Origin of the sequence: Microbacterium sp. NPDC076895 (genome assembly GCF_040687115.1) — a bacterium.
Classification (GTDB): Bacteria; Actinomycetota; Actinomycetes; order Actinomycetales; family Microbacteriaceae; genus Microbacterium.
This window is the reverse complement of the sequence record NZ_JBFBMQ010000001.1, coordinates 85,806-102,090: the sequence shown is the minus strand read 5'-3', so window position 1 is coordinate 102,090 and position 16,285 is coordinate 85,806. Positions and strand designations below refer to the sequence as shown.

Genomic DNA, 16,285 nt, shown 5'->3' with positions numbered 1-16,285 from the left:
AGAGATCGGCGCGACCAGTCTGGTCCCTTGACGCGTGCCGTGTCGATGCGTCAGCTATGGATCGCCTGTGCGTCGGCGGGTTCCTCTGGGGTGGCCGAGGTGCTGACCGGTTGCTTGAGATTCAGGACGAGTGCGGTCATCGCTGCAGCCAGGAGCGAAGCCAGCACCATGTGAATGCCGACAGCCAGCGGCGGCAGGCCGTTTCGAGCCTGGAAGAGCCCGACGGCTATCTGGAGTACCTCCACCCCGAGAACTGCCTGGGTCCACGCCACCACGCGCGGTATGTCGCGGCGCCGCCTGTAGGCAAAACCGAGCAGCACGAGGGTCATCGCGAACAGGGCGTACGACGGCCAGGCGTGGATGTGTTCGAGCAGCTCGGCGTTGAAGCCATTGCGCCCGGCATCCGCGTCGCCTGAATGCGGTCCGGCGCCCGTGGTCAGGATGCCGAAGAAGATCGTGACAGCCAGCACCGCGGTGGTCGCGTGCGCCCAGATGGCGTGAACCCGGGTGACGACGCGCACGCGGGGGCCGCCCGGCGCTCGCATGAGCACGAGGAACGCCGCACACACCGCCACGAGCGTCACCGAGGCAACGTAGTGGAAGCCGACGATGAACGGGTTGAGCCCGGTCAGCACCGTGATGCCCCCGACGATCGCTTGAGCGACGACGCCGATCACCACGACCAGAGCGAGAGCGAAGAGGTCGCGGCGCTCTCGTCGCATCTTCAGAACGAAGACCACGACGATGATCGCGAGGATGCCGACGAGTCCGGTCAGCGTCCGATTGCCGAACTCGATGAGCCCGTGTATGCCCATCTCTGGCGTGTTGACGAGCGACTCCGCGGTGCAGGTGGGCCAGGTCGGGCACCCGAGTCCCGACCCGGTCAGACGCACCGCGCCGCCGGTTCCGATGATCAGCACCTCGGCCAGGAACGACAACCATGCGGTAACGCGGACGCGCCGATCGACGTGGTCGGGAAGCCAGGCCCAGAACCTCCCGAGCAACGAGACGCGGGCGGGGGACGGGGACGGTGCGGACACGGTCTTCACTCCTGGGATCGCCCTGTGGGGGCGCGGCGTGCTCGGCCCGGGGATGGGTCGATGCCTGTAGACTCGAAGGGTCTGATTCCGCGGAGAAATGCCGCAGGATCATCACCAGTCTAGGCGCGAGAATCCGCCGACGACGTGAAAGGGCCCGTAAGCGACATCCCCTCCGGTACTCCGCCGGGGGCGACGGATGTCGGTGCGGATGACACCGCAATGGCCGCGAAGGAGAAAACCGATGTCCGATGTGCTGATCGAGCGTCCCGAACTCGAAGGCCTGGGAGTCTACGAGTTCGGCTGGCACGACACCGACGCCGCCGGCGCGGTGGCTCAGCGAGGAATCAACGAGGACGTGGTCCGCGGGATCTCGGCGTTGAAATCCGAACCCGAATGGATGCTGAAGACCCGCCTCAAGGGGTATCAGCTGTTCGGCCGTAAACCGATGCCGACGTGGGGTGCCGACCTCAGCGCGATCGATTTCGACAACATCAAGTACTTCGTGCGCTCCACCGAGAAGCAGGCGCAGACCTGGGAAGACCTCCCCGAGGACATCCGGAAGACCTACGAGCGCCTCGGCATCCCCGAGGCGGAGCGTCAGCGTCTCGTCGCCGGCGTCGCCGCCCAGTACGAGTCCGAGGTCGTCTACCACCAGATCCGCGAGGACCTGGAGGCGCAGGGTGTCATTTTCATGGACACCGACACCGCTCTGCGGGAGCACCCGGAGTTCTTTCAAGAGTACTTCGGCACCGTCATCCCCGCCGGTGACAACAAGTTCGCAGCCCTGAACACCGCGGTCTGGTCGGGTGGCTCTTTTGTCTACGTGCCGCCGGGCGTGCACGTCGAGATCCCGCTGCAGGCCTACTTCCGGATCAACACCGAGAACATGGGTCAGTTCGAGCGGACGCTGATCATCGCCGACGAGGGCTCGTACGTTCACTACATCGAGGGCTGCACGGCCCCGATCTACAAGAGTGACTCGCTGCACTCGGCGGTCGTCGAGATCATCGTGAAGAAGAACGCCCGCGTGCGCTACACGACGATCCAGAACTGGTCGAACAACGTCTACAACCTGGTCACCAAGCGTGCCGTTGCCCACGAGGGCGCCACGATGGAATGGATCGACGGCAACATCGGCTCCAAGGTGACGATGAAATACCCGTCTGTCTTCCTGATGGGAGAACACGCGAAGGGTGAGACCCTCTCGGTGGCTTTCGCCGGCCCGGGACAGCACCAGGATGCCGGCGCCAAGATGATCCACATGGCGCCCTACACGACGTCCTCGATCGTCTCGAAGTCGATCGCGCGGGGCGGTGGACGTGCCGGCTACCGGGGTGAGGTCCGAGTGGACCCGAATGCTCACCACTCAGCCAACACGGTTCGCTGTGACGCGCTGCTGGTCGACACCGTTTCGCGTTCCGACACGTATCCGGCGATCGACATTCGTGTCGATGACGTGCAGCTCGGGCACGAGGCGACGGTCTCGCGGGTGAGTGAAGAGCAGCTCTTCTACCTGCAGTCGCGGGGCCTCCCCGAGGATGAGGCCATGGCCATGATCGTCCGCGGATTCATCGAGCCCATCGCGCGCGAACTGCCGATGGAGTACGCCCTCGAACTGAACAAGCTCATCGAAATGAGCATGGAAGGCAGCGTCGGCTGAGATGACGACTACCGCACAGGCGTCGGCGACGGCGCCCGGATCGACCGCGCACACCGACGGGGGCTGGGACGTCGTTCCCGTCCAGACGCGCTCCGAACGCCCGCGTTCCTACGACCCTGCCGCGTTCGGTGCACCGACTGGCCGTGAGGTCAACTGGAAGCACAGCCCCATCGCGGCTGTCGCTCCGCTGTTCGCCGACAAGCCCGGCGACGAGGGCGCTGTCGGCATCACGGTTACCGGCCCGCTGGCTGCAGCCGGCCTCGCCATCGGCGAGGCCCCGCGTGGGGAGGCCTTCACACCCGAAGACCTGCCGAGCGCCATCGCGTGGCAGCGCTCGGCTGAAGCCCTCTATCTGAAGGTGCCGGCCGACGCCGAACTCGATGAGCCGGTCGAAGTCGTCTTCGCGGGCGCCGGCGCTCAGCTGAGCGCCCACTCCCACGTCGTGATCGAAGCGGCGCCCCACTCGCGCGCGACAGTCGTGTTGCGCCACGAGGGCTCCGCCCAGTTCGCCCAGAACGTCGAGATCATCGTCCGTGACGGCGCAAACCTGACACTCGTCTCGCTGCAGCGGTGGGATGACGACGCGGTGCATGTCGCGGCGCATCAGGCCGTGGTGGGTCGCGACGCGACCCTTCGCCACACCGTGGTGAGCCTCGGCGGTGCGGTCGTGCGGGTGAACCCGTCGGTCGATCTCGCCGGCGCCGGATCCGAGGGCAAGCTCTACGGTCTGTCCTTCGCCGACTCCGGTCAGCACCTCGAGAGCCAGGTTTACGTCCACCACCGCGGACCGAACACGACAGCCGACGTTCTCTACAAGGGAGCTCTGCAGGGATCGAGCGCACGCAGCGTCTGGGTCGGGGATGTGCTCATCGGTCGCGACGCCGTCGGCACCGACTCGTACGAAGCCAACCGCAACCTCGTGCTCACCGACGGCGCGCGCGCAGATTCGATCCCGAACCTCGAGATCGAGACCGGCGACATCCAGGGTGCGGGTCACGCGAGCGCCACCGGCCGTTTCGACGACGAGCAGCTCTTCTACCTGCAGGCGCGAGGCATCACCGAAGAGGAAGCCCGCCGGCTCGTCGTGATCGGGTTCCTCAGCGACATCATCCAGCGCCTCGGCATCCCCGAGCTCGAGGCCGAACTCACCGAGGCGGTCACCGCCGAACTCGAACAGGAGGCGGCTGCGTGAGCGCCACCCGCGTGTGCTCGCTGAGCGAGCTGGAACAGGATGCCGCCAAGCGCGTCGTGGTCGACGGTGTTGCGATCGCCGTCGTCAAGGACTCCAACGGTGACGTCCACGCCATCGGAGACACCTGCACGCACGGTGACATCTCGCTTGCCGACGGCTTCGTCGAGGGAGAGACCCTGGAATGCTGGGCCCACGGCTCGGCGTTCTCCCTTCTGACAGGCAAGCCCCTGAACCTTCCAGCGTACGAGCCGGTGCCGGTGTACGAGGTCACGATCGAGGGCGACGACGTCCTGATCGACCCTGCCGTCACCAAGCCCGTCACCACAGACATCCACTGAAAAGGAACCCCATGGCTGTTCTCGAGATCCGCGACCTGCACGTCACGGTCGACACGGATGCCGGTGAGACCGAGATTCTCAACGGCATGACGCTCACGATTCGCACGGGCGAGACCCACGCGATCATGGGTCCCAACGGGTCGGGCAAGTCGACCCTCGCGTACACGATCGCCGGGCATCCCAAGTACACCGTGACAAGCGGCTCCATCACCCTCGACGGGGAAGATGTCCTCGAGATGTCTGTCGATGAGCGTGCGCGCGCGGGCCTCTTCCTCGCGATGCAGTACCCCGTCGAGATCCCCGGCGTGACCGTGACGAACTTCCTGCGCACCGCCAAGTCGGCGATCGACGGGCAGGCGCCCGCGATCCGCACGTGGACGAAGGACGTCAAGAAGGCCATGGCGGACCTCCGCATGGACGAGAAGTTCGCACAGCGCAACGTCAACGAGGGCTTCTCGGGCGGCGAGAAGAAGCGTCACGAGATCCTTCAGCTCGAACTCCTGAAGCCCAAGATCGCCGTGCTCGACGAGACCGACTCGGGCCTGGACGTCGACGCGCTCAAGATTGTTTCTGAGGGCGTCAACCGCGCCAAGGCCGAGACCGACATGGGCGTGCTGCTGATCACGCACTACACCCGCATTCTTCGCTACATCCACCCAGACTTCGTCCACGTCGTCGTCGGCGGCCGCATCGTCGAAGAGGGTGGTCCGGAGCTCGCCGACCGGCTCGAGTCCGAGGGATACGATCGCTTCCTCGAGCCCGCCGCCGGATCCGACGCCTAGGATCAAGACATGACCGCGACTCTCAGCCCTGAGAAGTTCGACGAGGTCACCGAGGCCCTCAAAGACGTGATGGATCCCGAGCTCGGGATCAATGTCGTCGACCTCGGACTGATCTACGACCTCAGCTGGGATGACGAGAACGACGCTCTCGTCATCCACATGACGCTGACCTCTGCCGGGTGCCCGCTCACCGACGTTCTCGAGGAGCAGACCGCACAGGCCCTCGACGATGTCGTGGAACGCTTCCGCATCAACTGGGTGTGGATGCCGCCGTGGGGGCCCGAGCGCATCACCGACGACGGCCGCGACATGATGCGTGCCCTCGGCTTCGCCATCTGAACCGATCACTCGTCCCGCGTCGTGCCCTCACCCAGCCGCGCCGCGGATAAGGTGGCGACGTGACAGCTCCTGCTCCGGCTCGCGCGACAACCCGGCCCGGCTTCATCTACTTCATCGGTCGGCTCGTGCTTCGTCCGCTGTTCTGGATTCTGTACCGGCCGCGCATCGTCGGGCGAGCGAATGTGCCCGCACGCGGACCCGTCCTGCTTGCGAGCAATCACCTGGCGTCCCTTGACACCGTCATCATCCCCACCTCCGCCGCCCGGCCCGTGCAGTTCCTCATCAAGTCGTCGTACTTCACGCGATCCGGCGCACTCGGGCGGTTCATGCGCTGGTTCTTCACGTCGATCGGCGGCGTGCCGGTCTACCGGGCAACGGGCCGTGACGCGCGCGCGGCTCTCGACGCCGGTGCCAGCATCCTGCGAGCCGGCAGCGTCTTCGCCGTCTTCCCCGAAGGCACGCGTTCTCGTGACGGCCGGTTGCACGAGGGGCACGGGGGAGCGGCGTGGATGGCGTACGACACCGGCGCGACGGTCGTCCCCGTGGGATTGATCGGTACCGGCACCATCAGGCCGTTGAGTCATCTGGTGCCGGGCAGGCCCCGAATCGAAGTGCGCTTCGGTGAGCCGCTCGACCTCTCGGATCTGGACGGCGTCCCGGCAGGGAAGGCTCGGCGGGAGATCACCGAGCGCACGATGAGCGCCATCGCCGCACTCACCGGGCAGGAGCGTTCCGGCCAGGTGAACGCGAGCTCGCGCGACTGAACGCCCGGCGGTGCGCCGAAACCGCATTCCTCTGGATGCCGAACTCGGGCCCCCACTATGGTGAGGCCGTGGACACCCTCATCTTCGGCCTGCTGCTCGCGGTGGCCCTCGTCATCATCTTCGCCAAGAGTCGGTGGTTGGTCATCGGCTCCTGGGCCATCGCCGCGCTTGCTGTGCTTGGTCTGTTCGCCTACCACGCGACCGACGTGTTGGAGTTGAGCTTCTGATGGCCGTCTCGATCATCGTTCGCAAGCTCTCGTTCTGGGCCTTCGTGGCCTTCCTGGTCGCCTATGTCGGCATCCTGTCGATGGCGATGTTCGTCTTCCAGTTCGGGCTCGGTGAACTACCGTGTCCGCTGTGCATCCTGCAGCGGATGGGCATGATGTTGGCAAGCCTCGGCGCCCTGTACGTCGTCGTACGGGCGCTGCGTGGCGAGCTGCTGCTGCGCGACCTCGCAACAGGCCTCGGACTCGCGATCCTCGGCGCCGTCGTGGGGGCGGCGATCTCGATCCGCCAGATCCTGCTGCACATCCTGCCCTGGGACCCGGGATACGGCGAGGCTGTTCTCGGCATGCACCTGTACACCTGGGCGCTCATGACGTTCGTCGTCGTCATCGTGTTCGCGGGCGTCGTGGCGGTCTTCGCGCAGGACGTGCTGCCGGTGGCGCCCGCCGCGGGCTGGCTGCGGATTCTCGCCTGGGTTGTTGTGTGGGCATTCGTCGCCACGATCGCGATCAACCTCGTGGTCGTCTTCGCCGAAGAGGGCTTCAACTGGGTGCTTCCCGACGACCCGACGCGGTACCTCCTCTTCGGCTGAGGTTCGTGCTGTTGGGATGTCCGCCGCTCCGCGGGGTGCCGTCCTCGGGGACATGCCCTCGCGGGCTACGCCCGCTCCCGCCAGACCCGGTGCCAGCCCCGAGGACGGCACCCCGCTGCGCGGCTGGGTGTCGGGAACGGACATGCCCTCGCGGGCTGCGCCCGCTCCCGCCAGACCCGGTGCCAGCCCCGTGGCCGGCACCCCGCTGTGCGGCTGTGCCCAGACAGGTTCGGGCCAGTCAGGGCTAGGCTCGGAGAATGACCGTGAGTCCCCTCCAGGCCCTCCCGATCGAGCGACTGCGTGAGCGGACGAGCACGAAATGGCGTGCCTATCCCGCCGACGTGCTGCCACTCTTCGTCGCTGAGACGGACTTCCCGCTTGCGCCTGCCATCACGGCGCGTCTGAGGGCAGCAGTCGAGGTCGGCGACACGGGATACACGCCGCCGAAGCCGGGGATCGCTGAGGCGTACGCCGGGTTTGCGCGGCGGAGATACAGCTGGGAGGTCGACCCCGCGCACGTTCGATCGACCGGGGACGTCGTGATGGGCCTCGTCGAGATCCTGAGAGCCATGATCTCGCCCGGCGACCGCGTCGTCATCACGCCTCCCGTATACCCGCCGTTCTACGAGCTCATCCCGGAAGCAGGGGGAGTCGTCGAGAAAGTGCCATTGCTTGCGGATTCCGGTTACACGCTCGACCTGGCTGGTATCGACGCGGCTCTGGCCGGAGGTGCCCGCGCTGTCCTCTTATGCAACCCGCATAACCCCACCGGGACGGTGCACTCGCGCGAGACACTCGCGACCCTTGCTGAGATCGCCGCACGCCACGGCGCAATCGTTGTCAGCGACGAGATCCATGCGCCCCTGGTTCATGCGCCGGCGACGTTCACGCCGTTTCTGAGCGCATCGCCACTCGCGGCATCCGTCGGATATGCGGTTGCGAGCGCGAGCAAGGCCTTCAATCTTGCGGGTCTGAAGTGCGCGCTCATGCTCACTGCCACTGATGACACGCGACGCGTCGTGCAGGAATTGCCGAAGGAAGTCGAGTGGCGAACGGGTCACTTCGGTGCACTGGCCGGCGTTGCGGCCTTCGCGCCCGAGAGCGATGAGTGGCTGGATGCCTTGCTCGCCGCGCTCGACGCGAACCGGCGCCTGCTCGCTGACCTGCTCGCCGAACACGTACCGGCGGCGCGGTATGAGATCCCCGATGCGGGATACCTAGCCTGGGTCGACCTGTCTGGCCTGGGGTGGGGTGCAGACCCTGCCGAACGGATCCTCACCGACGCGCGCGTTGCCCTGCACCATGGGCCGACGTTCGGTGATGAGGGTCGAGGGTACGTGAGGCTCAACTTCGGATGCTCGCCGGAAGTCCTTCGCGACGCGATCGAACGAATCGGCGCCCTCTCCCGCTGAACCTCAGCGCTTCTTTGCTGCGTCGACCCGCCGCACGAGGGCCCACGCGCCGGGGATCAGCAGCGCGGCGAAGCCGGCCTTGATCAGGCCGGGAACGATGAACGGCAACAGACCTGCGTTGAGCACACCGGCGGGCGAAATGTCCTGACCCATCACGGTCGACAGGATGAAGGCCATGTACGGGATGCCGATGACGAACGGGATGACGCTGGCGATCACGAAGCCTGCGAAGGCGAGCAGGGGCTTGCGATCCCAGGCGCGCTCAGCGAACCATCCGGCGACGAAAGCCGCGGGGATGAAGCCCAGGATGAACCCGAACGAGGGCGCGAGCAGATAGGCGGGACCCGCGACCGGCCCCGCGAAAACGGGCAGACCGAGCAGACCGACGAACATGTAGGTCGTCATCGCAGCAGCGCCTCGAGCAGACCCGAGCGCTGCGCCGACGAGGATGACGCCGAGAGTCTGCCCCGTGATCGGGATCGGCCCGATGAAGAACGACACCTTCGCCAGCAGCGCCACGACGGCGACTCCCGCCAGCACGAGTCCGGCGTCGATGGCGAACGCGCGCGCCCGCGAGGAGGGCCGGGCGATGATGTCGGCGAGAACCCGAGTGTTCGTGGCCGGTGCTGCGGCAGTCGTCATGGTGCTCCTTGGTCGGTGGGAAGCCAGGCGGGGAGGTATTGCGACTTATACTAGGGGGCTGGCCATCAGCCCCCTTGTACCCTTCTCACCGAATGAAACGGAGCTTTGCTGTGCTCTCCGTGCACGACCTCGAGATTCGCGTGGGCGCCCGGGTGCTCATGTCGGACGTCACCTTCCGTGTGGGCGCGGGCGACAAGGTCGGGCTCGTGGGCCGCAATGGCGCAGGCAAGACCACACTCACGAAGGTGCTCTCGGGTGACCTTCTGCCGGCCGCCGGTCGCGTGGATCGCAGCGGGGAGCTCGGGTACCTGCCCCAGGACCCGCGGTCGGGCAATCCCGAAGACCTGGCACGCACCCGCATCCTGGATGCGCGGGGGCTGGGTCAGCTTGCAATCGGGATGCACGAGGCGAGCCTCGCGATGGCCGATGACGACGCCGATGTCGCGGCGCGCGCCATGCGCCGGTATGGATCGCTCACCGAGCGCTTCGAGGCGCTGGGCGGGTACGCCGCCGAGGCTGAAGCCGCCTCGATCGCCCACAACCTGGCGCTGCCCGACCGCATCCTCGACCAGCCGCTCAGCACGCTTTCGGGTGGTCAGCGCCGTCGCATCGAACTTGCCCGCATCCTGTTCTCGGACGCGCAGACGATGATCCTCGATGAGCCGACGAACCACCTGGATGCCGACAGTGTGGTGTGGCTGCGAGAGTTCCTGAAGAACTACAAGGGTGGCCTCATCGTCATCTCGCACGATGTCGAGCTCGTCGGTGAGACCGTCAACCGCGTCTTCTATCTCGATGCGAATCGCCAGGTCATCGACATCTACAACATGTCGTGGAAGAACTATCTGCGCCAGCGCGTGGCCGACGAGGAGCGCCGCAAGAAGGAGCGTGCGAACGCCGAGAAGAAGGCGACGGCGCTGCAGCAGCAGGCAGCGAAGTTCGGGGCCAAGGCGACGAAGGCCGCGGCAGCCCACCAGATGCTCGCACGGGCCGAGAAGCTTCTTTCGGGGCTCGACGAGGTGCGGCAAGAAGACCGCGTCGCCAAGCTCCGCTTCCCGAAGCCCGCAGCGTGCGGCAAGACGCCGCTCATGGCATCCGGCCTGTCGAAGTCGTACGGATCGCTGGAGATCTTCACGGATGTCGACCTCGCGATCGACCGCGGATCAAAGGTCGTCGTGCTGGGGCTCAACGGCGCCGGCAAGACGACGTTGCTGCGTATCCTCGCCGGAGTCGATCGTCCCGACACCGGGCAGGTCGAGCCTGGCTACGGTCTGAAGATCGGGTACTACGCGCAGGAGCACGAGAACCTCGATGTGGGCCGCTCCGTACTCGACAACATGATGTCCGCGGCGCCCGACATCACCGCGACCGAAGCGCGCAAGGTGCTGGGGTCGTTCCTGTTCACGGGGGACGATGTGCTCAAGCCGGCCGGCGTGCTCTCGGGCGGGGAGAAAACCCGCCTGTCGCTCGCGACACTGGTGGTCTCGAGCGCCAACGTGCTGCTGCTGGACGAGCCGACGAACAACCTCGACCCGGCATCCCGCGATGAGATCCTCGGCGCGCTTGCTCACTACGAGGGCGCCGTCATCCTGGTCTCGCACGACGAGGGCGCTGTCGAGGCGCTCAACCCCGAGCGGGTCCTCATTCTGCCCGACGGTGTTGAAGACATCTGGGGTCGCGACTATATCGACCTCATCACGCTCGCGTGACGCTCGCCCTCGGTCGTCCCACTCTGCGAACTACTGGGGGAGCCGGTCGAGGATCTCGTCTTCCTCGGCCATATCGCGGTCGCGACGGCGCTGGCCGCGCGGGGGACGGGGGGAGTCGTCTGCTTCCTCCCGACGGTGACGAATCTCGGTGCGAATCACATAGCCGATGAAGAAGAACCCCATGACGGCGAACAGGATCCACTGAATCGCATACGACAGGTAGGGCCCGGGGTCATCGGAGGGGGATTCCAGCGGATTCGGGAGGGATGCCGCGGTCGGCGACTCCGAGACCATCACACCGTAGGCGCTCGTGATGAAGGCGGGATCGCCCCCGAGCTCCTCTGCGATGAGGGGAAGGTGGATCGTCGGCACTTGGCCCTCGGGGGCGTCGGTTCGGCCGGATCGGGGGAGCGACTCGCCCGGCCGCAGCCGCGCGATCACCTCGACGGTCTCCGTCGGGGGCGCGGGGATCGCACTCGGATCACTGTCTTCGGCGGGCGGTACCCAACCGCGGTTGATGAGCAGGATCCGGCCATCCGTGGTCTGGAACGGCACCAGGACTTCGAAGGCGGCAGTGCCGCCGTGCGGACGGTTCCTCACCAGTACGGTGTCGTCGACGAGATAAGTTCCCTCGAGCGCCACCGGGTGCCACTCGTTGTCGACCGGTAGCTCACCGGTCGCGGGCACCAGATCATTGAGCGTCGCCGGTTCGGCGTCGTAGTTGGCCTCGACGAGCGCAAGCTGCGTCGAGCGCTCAGCGTTGCGGGTGAACTGCCAGTTGGAGAGAAACCCGCACGCTATCGCGAACAGCACCGCGACGGCGACGTACGCCGTCCACCGCACCGCCGCCGGCGCCTTGTGCTCTGCCGCCGGCGCCTCGTGCTCTGCCGCGGGCGCCTCGTGCTCACTCACGCCTGTTCCGCCGCGAATGCGTCAACGCTCACCGGGAACGAGCGGGCAGTGAGGAACTCGCGCAGGTAACCGACATGCTCATCGCACGCGAGCCAGGTCTTGCTGCGATCTCCCGTGTGGATTCGCGGGTTTCGCCACCGGATGCTCCAGCGCGCGGCCTCTCGGCATCCGGCGCGCGAACAGATCGTCTCGGAGCCCGGTGACGCGGATTCAGCTCTCACCCGCGCGCTCCTGCGGACTCTCGTCGATCCGGATCACTTGCGGCGCTTGCGTAGCAGCGGGGGACGGTGCCGCGCTGGGCGCGGGAGCCTCGATCATGCGCTCCGGTCCGAGTGCCGTGGGTGCCGTCATGTCGGCGCTGACGTTGGCGATGACGACGGCGAGGTACGGCAGGAAGATCGCCATGGCCGCAAAGACCCAGGTGTACCAGCTGTAGGGCGTGACGAACAGGACGAGGGCGAAGCAGACGAGACGGATCGCCATCATCACGAGATACGTCGTCGACCGCTTGCCGGCGTCCTCTTTCGGTGCCCGGGGAAGGGACGTCGCCGGTTGCGGCTTTGCTGATGATTTCACGGTGCTACCAGAGTACGCCGCGCCGCCCCGACGGGATCCGTCGGGGCGGCGCTGATGTCGTGCGTCTCAGGAGCGGTAGCTCGTCACCCCCGCGGTGCCGACAGCGACGAAGAAGAGCACGAGTGCGATGATGCCCAGGATCCACAGGCCGAGCGAGACCCAGCCGATGATGACGCCGGCGAGCCCCAGCCCGCGGCCGCCCTCACGTGTCTGTTTGATCTGGCTCAGCGACATGTGTCCGGTGATGATCCCGACGATCTGGCCGATGATCGGGATCACGAACACGCCGACGAGCGATGAGACGAGCGACACGATCGCCAGCGTGTTGGTCTTGGGGCCCTGCGGGTACGCGGCATACGCCGGAGCCGCACCGTAGGCGGGCGGAGCCGCCGGCGCACTGTAGGCCGGAGGTGCGGGCGGGGCCGGCGGCGGGTATGCGGCGGGGGCGGCCGGCGCCGGCGGTACTGGAGCTGCCGCGGACGGCTGCTCCTCGGGGGTCGCGGGGGAGTTCTGGTCGCTCACAGTTCGGCCTTTCTGACACGCATCCGCACGATCATTCGTGCTGCCACCAGCGTTCCAGTCGCCCCCGGGCGTGTCAACGTGAACGGTAGTCTGGGTCGGTCCCGCTCACACCGCGGGTCGAACCGACAGCAGGAGATGCTTCATGTCCACCGACCACGTCGTTCTCGTCACCGGAGGCAACCGCGGCATCGGCCGCGCCATCGCTGAGCGATTCGTCGCGGAGGGGTATCCCGTCGCCGTGACCGCCCGGTCTGGAGAGGGCCCCGTGGGCACGCTGACGGTGCGTGCCGATGTGACGGATGCCGCGGCCGTCGACGCGGCCTTCACGGAGGTTGAGGAGAAGCTTGGACCCGTGACGATCGTCGTCGCCAACGCCGGCGTCACGAAGGACACTCTGCTGCTGCGGATGAGCGAAGACGACTTCGATTCGGTGGTGGCGACGAATCTCGGCGGCGCATTCCGTGTCGTCAAGCGGGCGGCGAAGGGGATGCTGCGCGCCAAGTGGGGGCGGGTCATCCTGATCTCCAGCGTCGTCGGCCTTTACGGCTCGCCCGGACAGATCAACTACGCCTCGTCGAAGAGTGGGCTTGTGGGCTTCGCCCGCTCGCTGACGCGCGAGCTGGGTGGCCGCGCCATCACCGCGAACGTGGTTGCGCCGGGCTTCATCGAGACCGACATGACCGCCGAGCTCCCGGAGGAGACGCAGGCTCAGTACAAGGCAACGATTCCTGCGGGCCGATTTGCGACCCCCGACGAGGTAGCCGGCGTTGTCACCTGGCTCGCCTCAGACGATGCCGCCTACATCTCGGGAGCGGTCATCCCGGTCGATGGCGGACTGGGCATGGGGCACTGACACCGCTCAGGTCTCCCTGATGGCGGCGACGAGGTGCTTAGCGAGCTCATCGGGAACCGAGAACTGCGGCCAGTGACCCGAATCGATCTCCACGATCGAGAGGTGCTGGCTGGCGGCGAGTTCTGCTGCCCACGCCGGCGGCTCCTCGAGCAGACCACTGATCTCGTCGGCGCTGGCAGTGCCCATGAGGATGGTCATCGGCACCCGGTGACGTCGCTCGTCCGCGAGCGCGATCGCATCGGTCGGCACGCGGGCCGGCACCGGGAGCGCCCGCTGCGCCACCTCGGCCCGTACCGCCTCGGAGAGGTCTCGGATCTCGGGGGCCTCGAAGGTGTCCCACCCGGGGAAGGGCACCACGCCGTCGACGATGGGAAACTCCCAGATCATGCCGCCGGGGGTCGGCGGGAGCGTGTCGACCAGGATCACCCGCGCGGTCCGGTCCACGCGACGGTCTGCGGCGCCCCATGCGACGTTGCCCCCGCCGCTATGGCCGACGAGCACGACAGCGCCTTCGAGTCGGTCGATCATCTCGACGACGGCATCCACCCAGTCGGCGATACCGACCTCACCGGAGGCGTCGGCCGGTTCGCCAACCCCCGGAAGCGTCACAGGATGCGGCTCGTGGTCGGCGTCGCGAAGCGCCGGAACAATGTCGTCCCACGATGACGCGTCGAGCCAAAGGCCGGGGATCAGAATGATGTGCATGTCGTCACGCTAGTCCTGGCATCCGACACAGACCATCGATTGAGGCGCGACCCATCGTCCGCGGTGGCGCTCAGCGGGGGAGGAGCGGGAGGATCTCGCGCAGATCGACCGGGTCGATCACGACATTTGCACGCTCGCGGACTGTCGGCTTCGCGTTGAAAGCCACGCCCAAGCCCGCCGCCGCCATCATGCGTAGATCATTGGCGCCGTCGCCCACCGCGATCGTCCGCGAGAGGGGTAGCTCAAGCACACGCGCCCACTCGCGCAGGGTTGCTGCCTTCCCCTCGGCATCGACGATCTCACCGTCCACGGCTCCTGTCAGAGCACCATCGGAGGCGGCTAGGCGATTTGCTCGCCAGCGATCCACCCCGAGTGCGGGTGCGATGTGATCGAGCACCTCGTGGAAACCGCCGGACACGACACCGACAACGCCGCCGCGGTCGTGGACACCAGCGATGAACTCGGATGCCCCGAGCGTCGGCTCCACGCGCGCGAGCACGCGCTCGAACGCAGCAAGCGGAACTCCTGTCAGAGCAGAAACGCGTGTTCGCAGGCTCGCAGCGAAGTCCACCTCGCCGCGCATCGCGGCCTCCGTCGCGGCAGCGACCTCCGCTCCGCGACCAGCCTCATGCGCGATGAGCTCGATCACCTCGTTACGCAGCAGCGTCGAATCGGCATCGAGGACGACAAGGAAACGGGCTGGCATCACCCGACTACGCTACCGGCCCGGTCGTGCTGAGCCGGAACGGGAAGGTCAGCGCTCGACGACGACGCCCTTGCCGACCACCGTGATTCCGGAGTCGGTGACGGTGAATCCACGCTCGAGGTCATGGGCCCGGTCGACCCCGATCGTGGCGCCGTCGGCGACCACGACGTTCTTGTCGAGGATTGCGCGGTGAACGCGCGCACCCGGTCCCACGCGCACGTAGTCGAACAGCACGGCATCCGTGATGGTCGACCCGCCGGCTGCGAGAGTCCACGGCCCGACGACGCTCCGCTCCAGGTGCGTCCCCGAGAGCACCGATCCGAGCGAAACCACCGAATCGATGGCGGTCCCGATTCTTCCGACCGAGTCGCGCACGAACTTTGCCGGCGGCGAGTTGACCGTCTGCGAGTGAATCGGCCAGTCGGTGTTGTAGAGGTTGAACACCGGGAGCGTCGAGATCAGATCCATGTGCGCGTCGAAGAACGAGTCGATGGTTCCGACGTCGCGCCAGTACGACCGGTCCCGATCCGTCGAGCCCGGAACGTCGTTGAGCTTCATGTCATACACGCTCGCTTCGCCGCGGTCGACGAAATACGGCACGATGTCGCCGCCCATGTCATGGTTCGATGTCGGGATCTCGCCATCGGCCTCGACGGCCTCGATGAGGGCATCCGTGTCGAAGATGTAGTTACCCATCGACGCCAGCACCTCGTGCGGAGCATCCGCCAAACCGCTCGGATTCTGCGGCTTCTCGAGGAACTCGCGGATCCGCGTCGAACCGGGCTCGACATCGATGACGCCGAACTGGTTCGCCAGGCCGATCGGTTGGCGGATGCCGGCAACCGTCGCCCGCGCGCCCGAGGCGATGTGGGCGTCGAGCATCTGGCGGAAGTCCATGCGGTAGACGTGGTCGGCGCCGATGACGATGACGATGTCGGGCTGCTCGTCGATGATGAGGTTCATCGACTGCAAGATCGCATCGGCAGACCCCGAGAACCAGCGCTTGCCCAGCCGCTGTTGGGCCGGCACCGACGTCACGTAGGAGCTCAGCATCGGGGACATCCGCCAGGTCTGGGAGATGTGTCGGTCGAGGCTGTGCGACTTGTACTGCGTGAGCACGACGATCTGCCGAAGCCCCGAGTTGATCAGGTTTGAGATTGCGAAGTCGATCAGACGGTACTGACCGCCGAAGGGAACAGCGGGTTTGGCTCGGTCGGCGGTCAGCGGCATCAGCCGCTTGCCCTCTCCACCGGCGAGGACGATTCCAAAGATCTTGGGCGACGTAGCCATACCCCCAACACTATGCCGCCCCACGA

Annotated in this window: 20 protein-coding genes; 11 read left to right on the top strand and 9 right to left on the bottom strand. The window is 66.7% G+C overall.

Going from position 1 to position 16,285, the window contains the following annotated elements:
* Positions 1-50: 50 nt before the first annotated feature.
* On the bottom strand, positions 51-1,040 hold the full coding sequence (locus tag AB0O89_RS00530) for a COX15/CtaA family protein (protein WP_363493269.1): 990 nt from the start codon (positions 1,038-1,040) through the stop codon (positions 51-53).
* A gap of 241 nt (positions 1,041-1,281) precedes the next feature.
* On the opposite strand from AB0O89_RS00530, the gene sufB reads away from it, so the two are divergent.
* The 9 genes from sufB (at position 1,282) to AB0O89_RS00485 (ending at position 8,344) form a co-directional block, all read left to right on the top strand.
* On the top strand, positions 1,282-2,700 hold the full coding sequence (sufB, locus tag AB0O89_RS00525; protein ID WP_363493267.1) for a Fe-S cluster assembly protein SufB: 1,419 nt from the start codon (positions 1,282-1,284) through the stop codon (positions 2,698-2,700).
* 1 nt (position 2,701) lies between these two features.
* On the top strand, positions 2,702-3,892 hold the full coding sequence (gene sufD / locus AB0O89_RS00520) for a Fe-S cluster assembly protein SufD (protein ID WP_363493265.1): 1,191 nt from the start codon (positions 2,702-2,704) through the stop codon (positions 3,890-3,892).
* Positions 3,889-4,230 carry a non-heme iron oxygenase ferredoxin subunit gene (locus AB0O89_RS00515; protein WP_300592068.1) on the top strand — a complete coding sequence of 114 codons (342 nt, stop codon included), beginning with the start codon at positions 3,889-3,891 and terminating at the stop codon, positions 4,228-4,230. Before sufD ends, AB0O89_RS00515 begins: the two co-directional genes overlap by 4 nt.
* A gap of 11 nt (positions 4,231-4,241) precedes the next feature.
* Positions 4,242-5,012 (top strand): Fe-S cluster assembly ATPase SufC, encoded by a 771-nt coding sequence (sufC, locus tag AB0O89_RS00510; RefSeq protein WP_300592066.1) that lies wholly within the window; start codon positions 4,242-4,244, stop codon positions 5,010-5,012.
* A 9-nt stretch (positions 5,013-5,021) separates the two neighbouring features.
* Positions 5,022-5,351 (top strand): metal-sulfur cluster assembly factor, encoded by a 330-nt coding sequence (locus AB0O89_RS00505; protein WP_195693758.1) that lies wholly within the window; start codon positions 5,022-5,024, stop codon positions 5,349-5,351.
* Positions 5,352-5,410: 59 nt separating this feature from the next.
* Positions 5,411-6,115 carry a lysophospholipid acyltransferase family protein gene (locus AB0O89_RS00500; protein WP_363493262.1) on the top strand — a complete coding sequence of 235 codons (705 nt, stop codon included), beginning with the start codon at positions 5,411-5,413 and terminating at the stop codon, positions 6,113-6,115.
* Positions 6,116-6,183: 68 nt separating this feature from the next.
* Complete coding sequence (locus AB0O89_RS00495; RefSeq protein ID WP_300592062.1) at positions 6,184-6,342, top strand: DUF5993 family protein; 159 nt, start codon at positions 6,184-6,186, stop codon at positions 6,340-6,342.
* The gene (locus AB0O89_RS00490; RefSeq protein ID WP_363493259.1) at positions 6,342-6,932 is read left to right on the top strand and encodes a disulfide bond formation protein B; all 591 of its coding nucleotides are present in this window, start codon (positions 6,342-6,344) and stop codon (positions 6,930-6,932) included. The genes AB0O89_RS00495 and AB0O89_RS00490 overlap by 1 nt, the downstream gene beginning before the upstream one ends.
* 257 nt (positions 6,933-7,189) lie before the next feature.
* Complete coding sequence (locus AB0O89_RS00485) at positions 7,190-8,344, top strand: aminotransferase class I/II-fold pyridoxal phosphate-dependent enzyme (protein ID WP_363493257.1); 1,155 nt, start codon at positions 7,190-7,192, stop codon at positions 8,342-8,344.
* A 3-nt stretch (positions 8,345-8,347) separates the two neighbouring features.
* Here the strand turns inward: AB0O89_RS00485 and AB0O89_RS00480 are convergent, their stop codons facing one another.
* Positions 8,348-8,986, bottom strand: a complete 639-nt coding sequence (locus AB0O89_RS00480) for a biotin transporter BioY (RefSeq protein WP_363493255.1) — start codon at positions 8,984-8,986, stop codon at positions 8,348-8,350.
* 110 nt (positions 8,987-9,096) lie between these two features.
* On the opposite strand from AB0O89_RS00480, the gene AB0O89_RS00475 reads away from it, so the two are divergent.
* Entirely contained in the window at positions 9,097-10,695 is a 1,599-nt protein-coding gene (locus AB0O89_RS00475) for an ABC-F family ATP-binding cassette domain-containing protein (RefSeq protein ID WP_363493664.1), read from the top strand.
* A gap of 30 nt (positions 10,696-10,725) precedes the next feature.
* Here AB0O89_RS00475 and AB0O89_RS00470 read toward each other — a convergent pair whose 3' ends face one another.
* The 4 genes from AB0O89_RS00470 to AB0O89_RS00455 form a co-directional block, all read right to left on the bottom strand.
* Positions 10,726-11,538, bottom strand: a complete 813-nt coding sequence (locus tag AB0O89_RS00470) for an SURF1 family protein (protein ID WP_363493662.1) — start codon at positions 11,536-11,538, stop codon at positions 10,726-10,728.
* A 65-nt stretch (positions 11,539-11,603) separates the two neighbouring features.
* Entirely contained in the window at positions 11,604-11,828 is a 225-nt protein-coding gene (locus tag AB0O89_RS00465) for a hypothetical protein (RefSeq protein ID WP_363493253.1), read from the bottom strand.
* A complete protein-coding gene (locus AB0O89_RS00460) occupies positions 11,818-12,183 on the bottom strand; it encodes a DUF3099 domain-containing protein (protein ID WP_363493251.1) in 366 nt (121 codons plus the stop codon). The genes AB0O89_RS00465 and AB0O89_RS00460 overlap by 11 nt, the downstream gene beginning before the upstream one ends.
* Before the next feature lie 66 nt (positions 12,184-12,249).
* The gene (locus AB0O89_RS00455; RefSeq protein WP_363493249.1) at positions 12,250-12,705 is read right to left on the bottom strand and encodes a DUF4190 domain-containing protein; all 456 of its coding nucleotides are present in this window, start codon (positions 12,703-12,705) and stop codon (positions 12,250-12,252) included.
* A gap of 142 nt (positions 12,706-12,847) precedes the next feature.
* Between AB0O89_RS00455 and fabG the strand changes: the two genes are divergently transcribed.
* Positions 12,848-13,558: a 3-oxoacyl-ACP reductase FabG gene (gene fabG / locus AB0O89_RS00450; RefSeq protein WP_363493247.1), complete on the top strand. Its 711-nt coding sequence runs from the start codon at positions 12,848-12,850 to the stop codon at positions 13,556-13,558.
* Between the two features lie 6 nt (positions 13,559-13,564).
* Here the strand turns inward: fabG and AB0O89_RS00445 are convergent, their stop codons facing one another.
* The 3 genes from AB0O89_RS00445 to AB0O89_RS00435 all read right to left on the bottom strand — a co-directional run bounded on the left by AB0O89_RS00445 (position 13,565) and on the right by AB0O89_RS00435 (position 16,259).
* Positions 13,565-14,263, bottom strand: a complete 699-nt coding sequence (locus tag AB0O89_RS00445) for an alpha/beta hydrolase (protein WP_363493245.1) — start codon at positions 14,261-14,263, stop codon at positions 13,565-13,567.
* A gap of 70 nt (positions 14,264-14,333) precedes the next feature.
* Positions 14,334-14,969, bottom strand: coding sequence for a phosphoserine phosphatase SerB (serB, locus tag AB0O89_RS00440; RefSeq protein ID WP_363493660.1), 636 nt, complete (start codon positions 14,967-14,969; stop codon positions 14,334-14,336).
* Positions 14,970-15,017: 48 nt separating this feature from the next.
* On the bottom strand, positions 15,018-16,259 hold the full coding sequence (locus AB0O89_RS00435; RefSeq protein WP_292710568.1) for a glucose-1-phosphate adenylyltransferase: 1,242 nt from the start codon (positions 16,257-16,259) through the stop codon (positions 15,018-15,020).
* Between the last annotated feature and the right edge of the window lie 26 nt (positions 16,260-16,285).

What these genes read in the sequence shown, in the direction of transcription:
- sufB (WP_363493267.1), top strand. Translation starts at nt 1,282, where the DNA reads ATGTCCGATGTGCTGATCGAGCGTCCCGAACTCGAAGGCCTGGGAGTC.
- sufD (WP_363493265.1), top strand. Translation starts at nt 2,702, where the DNA reads ATGACGACTACCGCACAGGCGTCGGCGACGGCGCCCGGATCGACCGCG.
- sufC (WP_300592066.1), top strand. Translation starts at nt 4,242, where the DNA reads ATGGCTGTTCTCGAGATCCGCGACCTGCACGTCACGGTCGACACGGAT.
- AB0O89_RS00505 (WP_195693758.1), top strand. Translation starts at nt 5,022, where the DNA reads ATGACCGCGACTCTCAGCCCTGAGAAGTTCGACGAGGTCACCGAGGCC.
- AB0O89_RS00490 (WP_363493259.1), top strand. Translation starts at nt 6,342, where the DNA reads ATGGCCGTCTCGATCATCGTTCGCAAGCTCTCGTTCTGGGCCTTCGTG.
- AB0O89_RS00485 (WP_363493257.1), top strand. Translation starts at nt 7,190, where the DNA reads ATGACCGTGAGTCCCCTCCAGGCCCTCCCGATCGAGCGACTGCGTGAG.
- AB0O89_RS00480 (WP_363493255.1), bottom strand. Translation starts at nt 8,986, where the DNA reads ATGACGACTGCCGCAGCACCGGCCACGAACACTCGGGTTCTCGCCGAC.
- fabG (WP_363493247.1), top strand. Translation starts at nt 12,848, where the DNA reads ATGTCCACCGACCACGTCGTTCTCGTCACCGGAGGCAACCGCGGCATC.
- AB0O89_RS00445 (WP_363493245.1), bottom strand. Translation starts at nt 14,263, where the DNA reads ATGCACATCATTCTGATCCCCGGCCTTTGGCTCGACGCGTCATCGTGG.
- serB (WP_363493660.1), bottom strand. Translation starts at nt 14,969, where the DNA reads ATGCCAGCCCGTTTCCTTGTCGTCCTCGATGCCGATTCGACGCTGCTG.
- AB0O89_RS00435 (WP_292710568.1), bottom strand. Translation starts at nt 16,259, where the DNA reads ATGGCTACGTCGCCCAAGATCTTTGGAATCGTCCTCGCCGGTGGAGAG.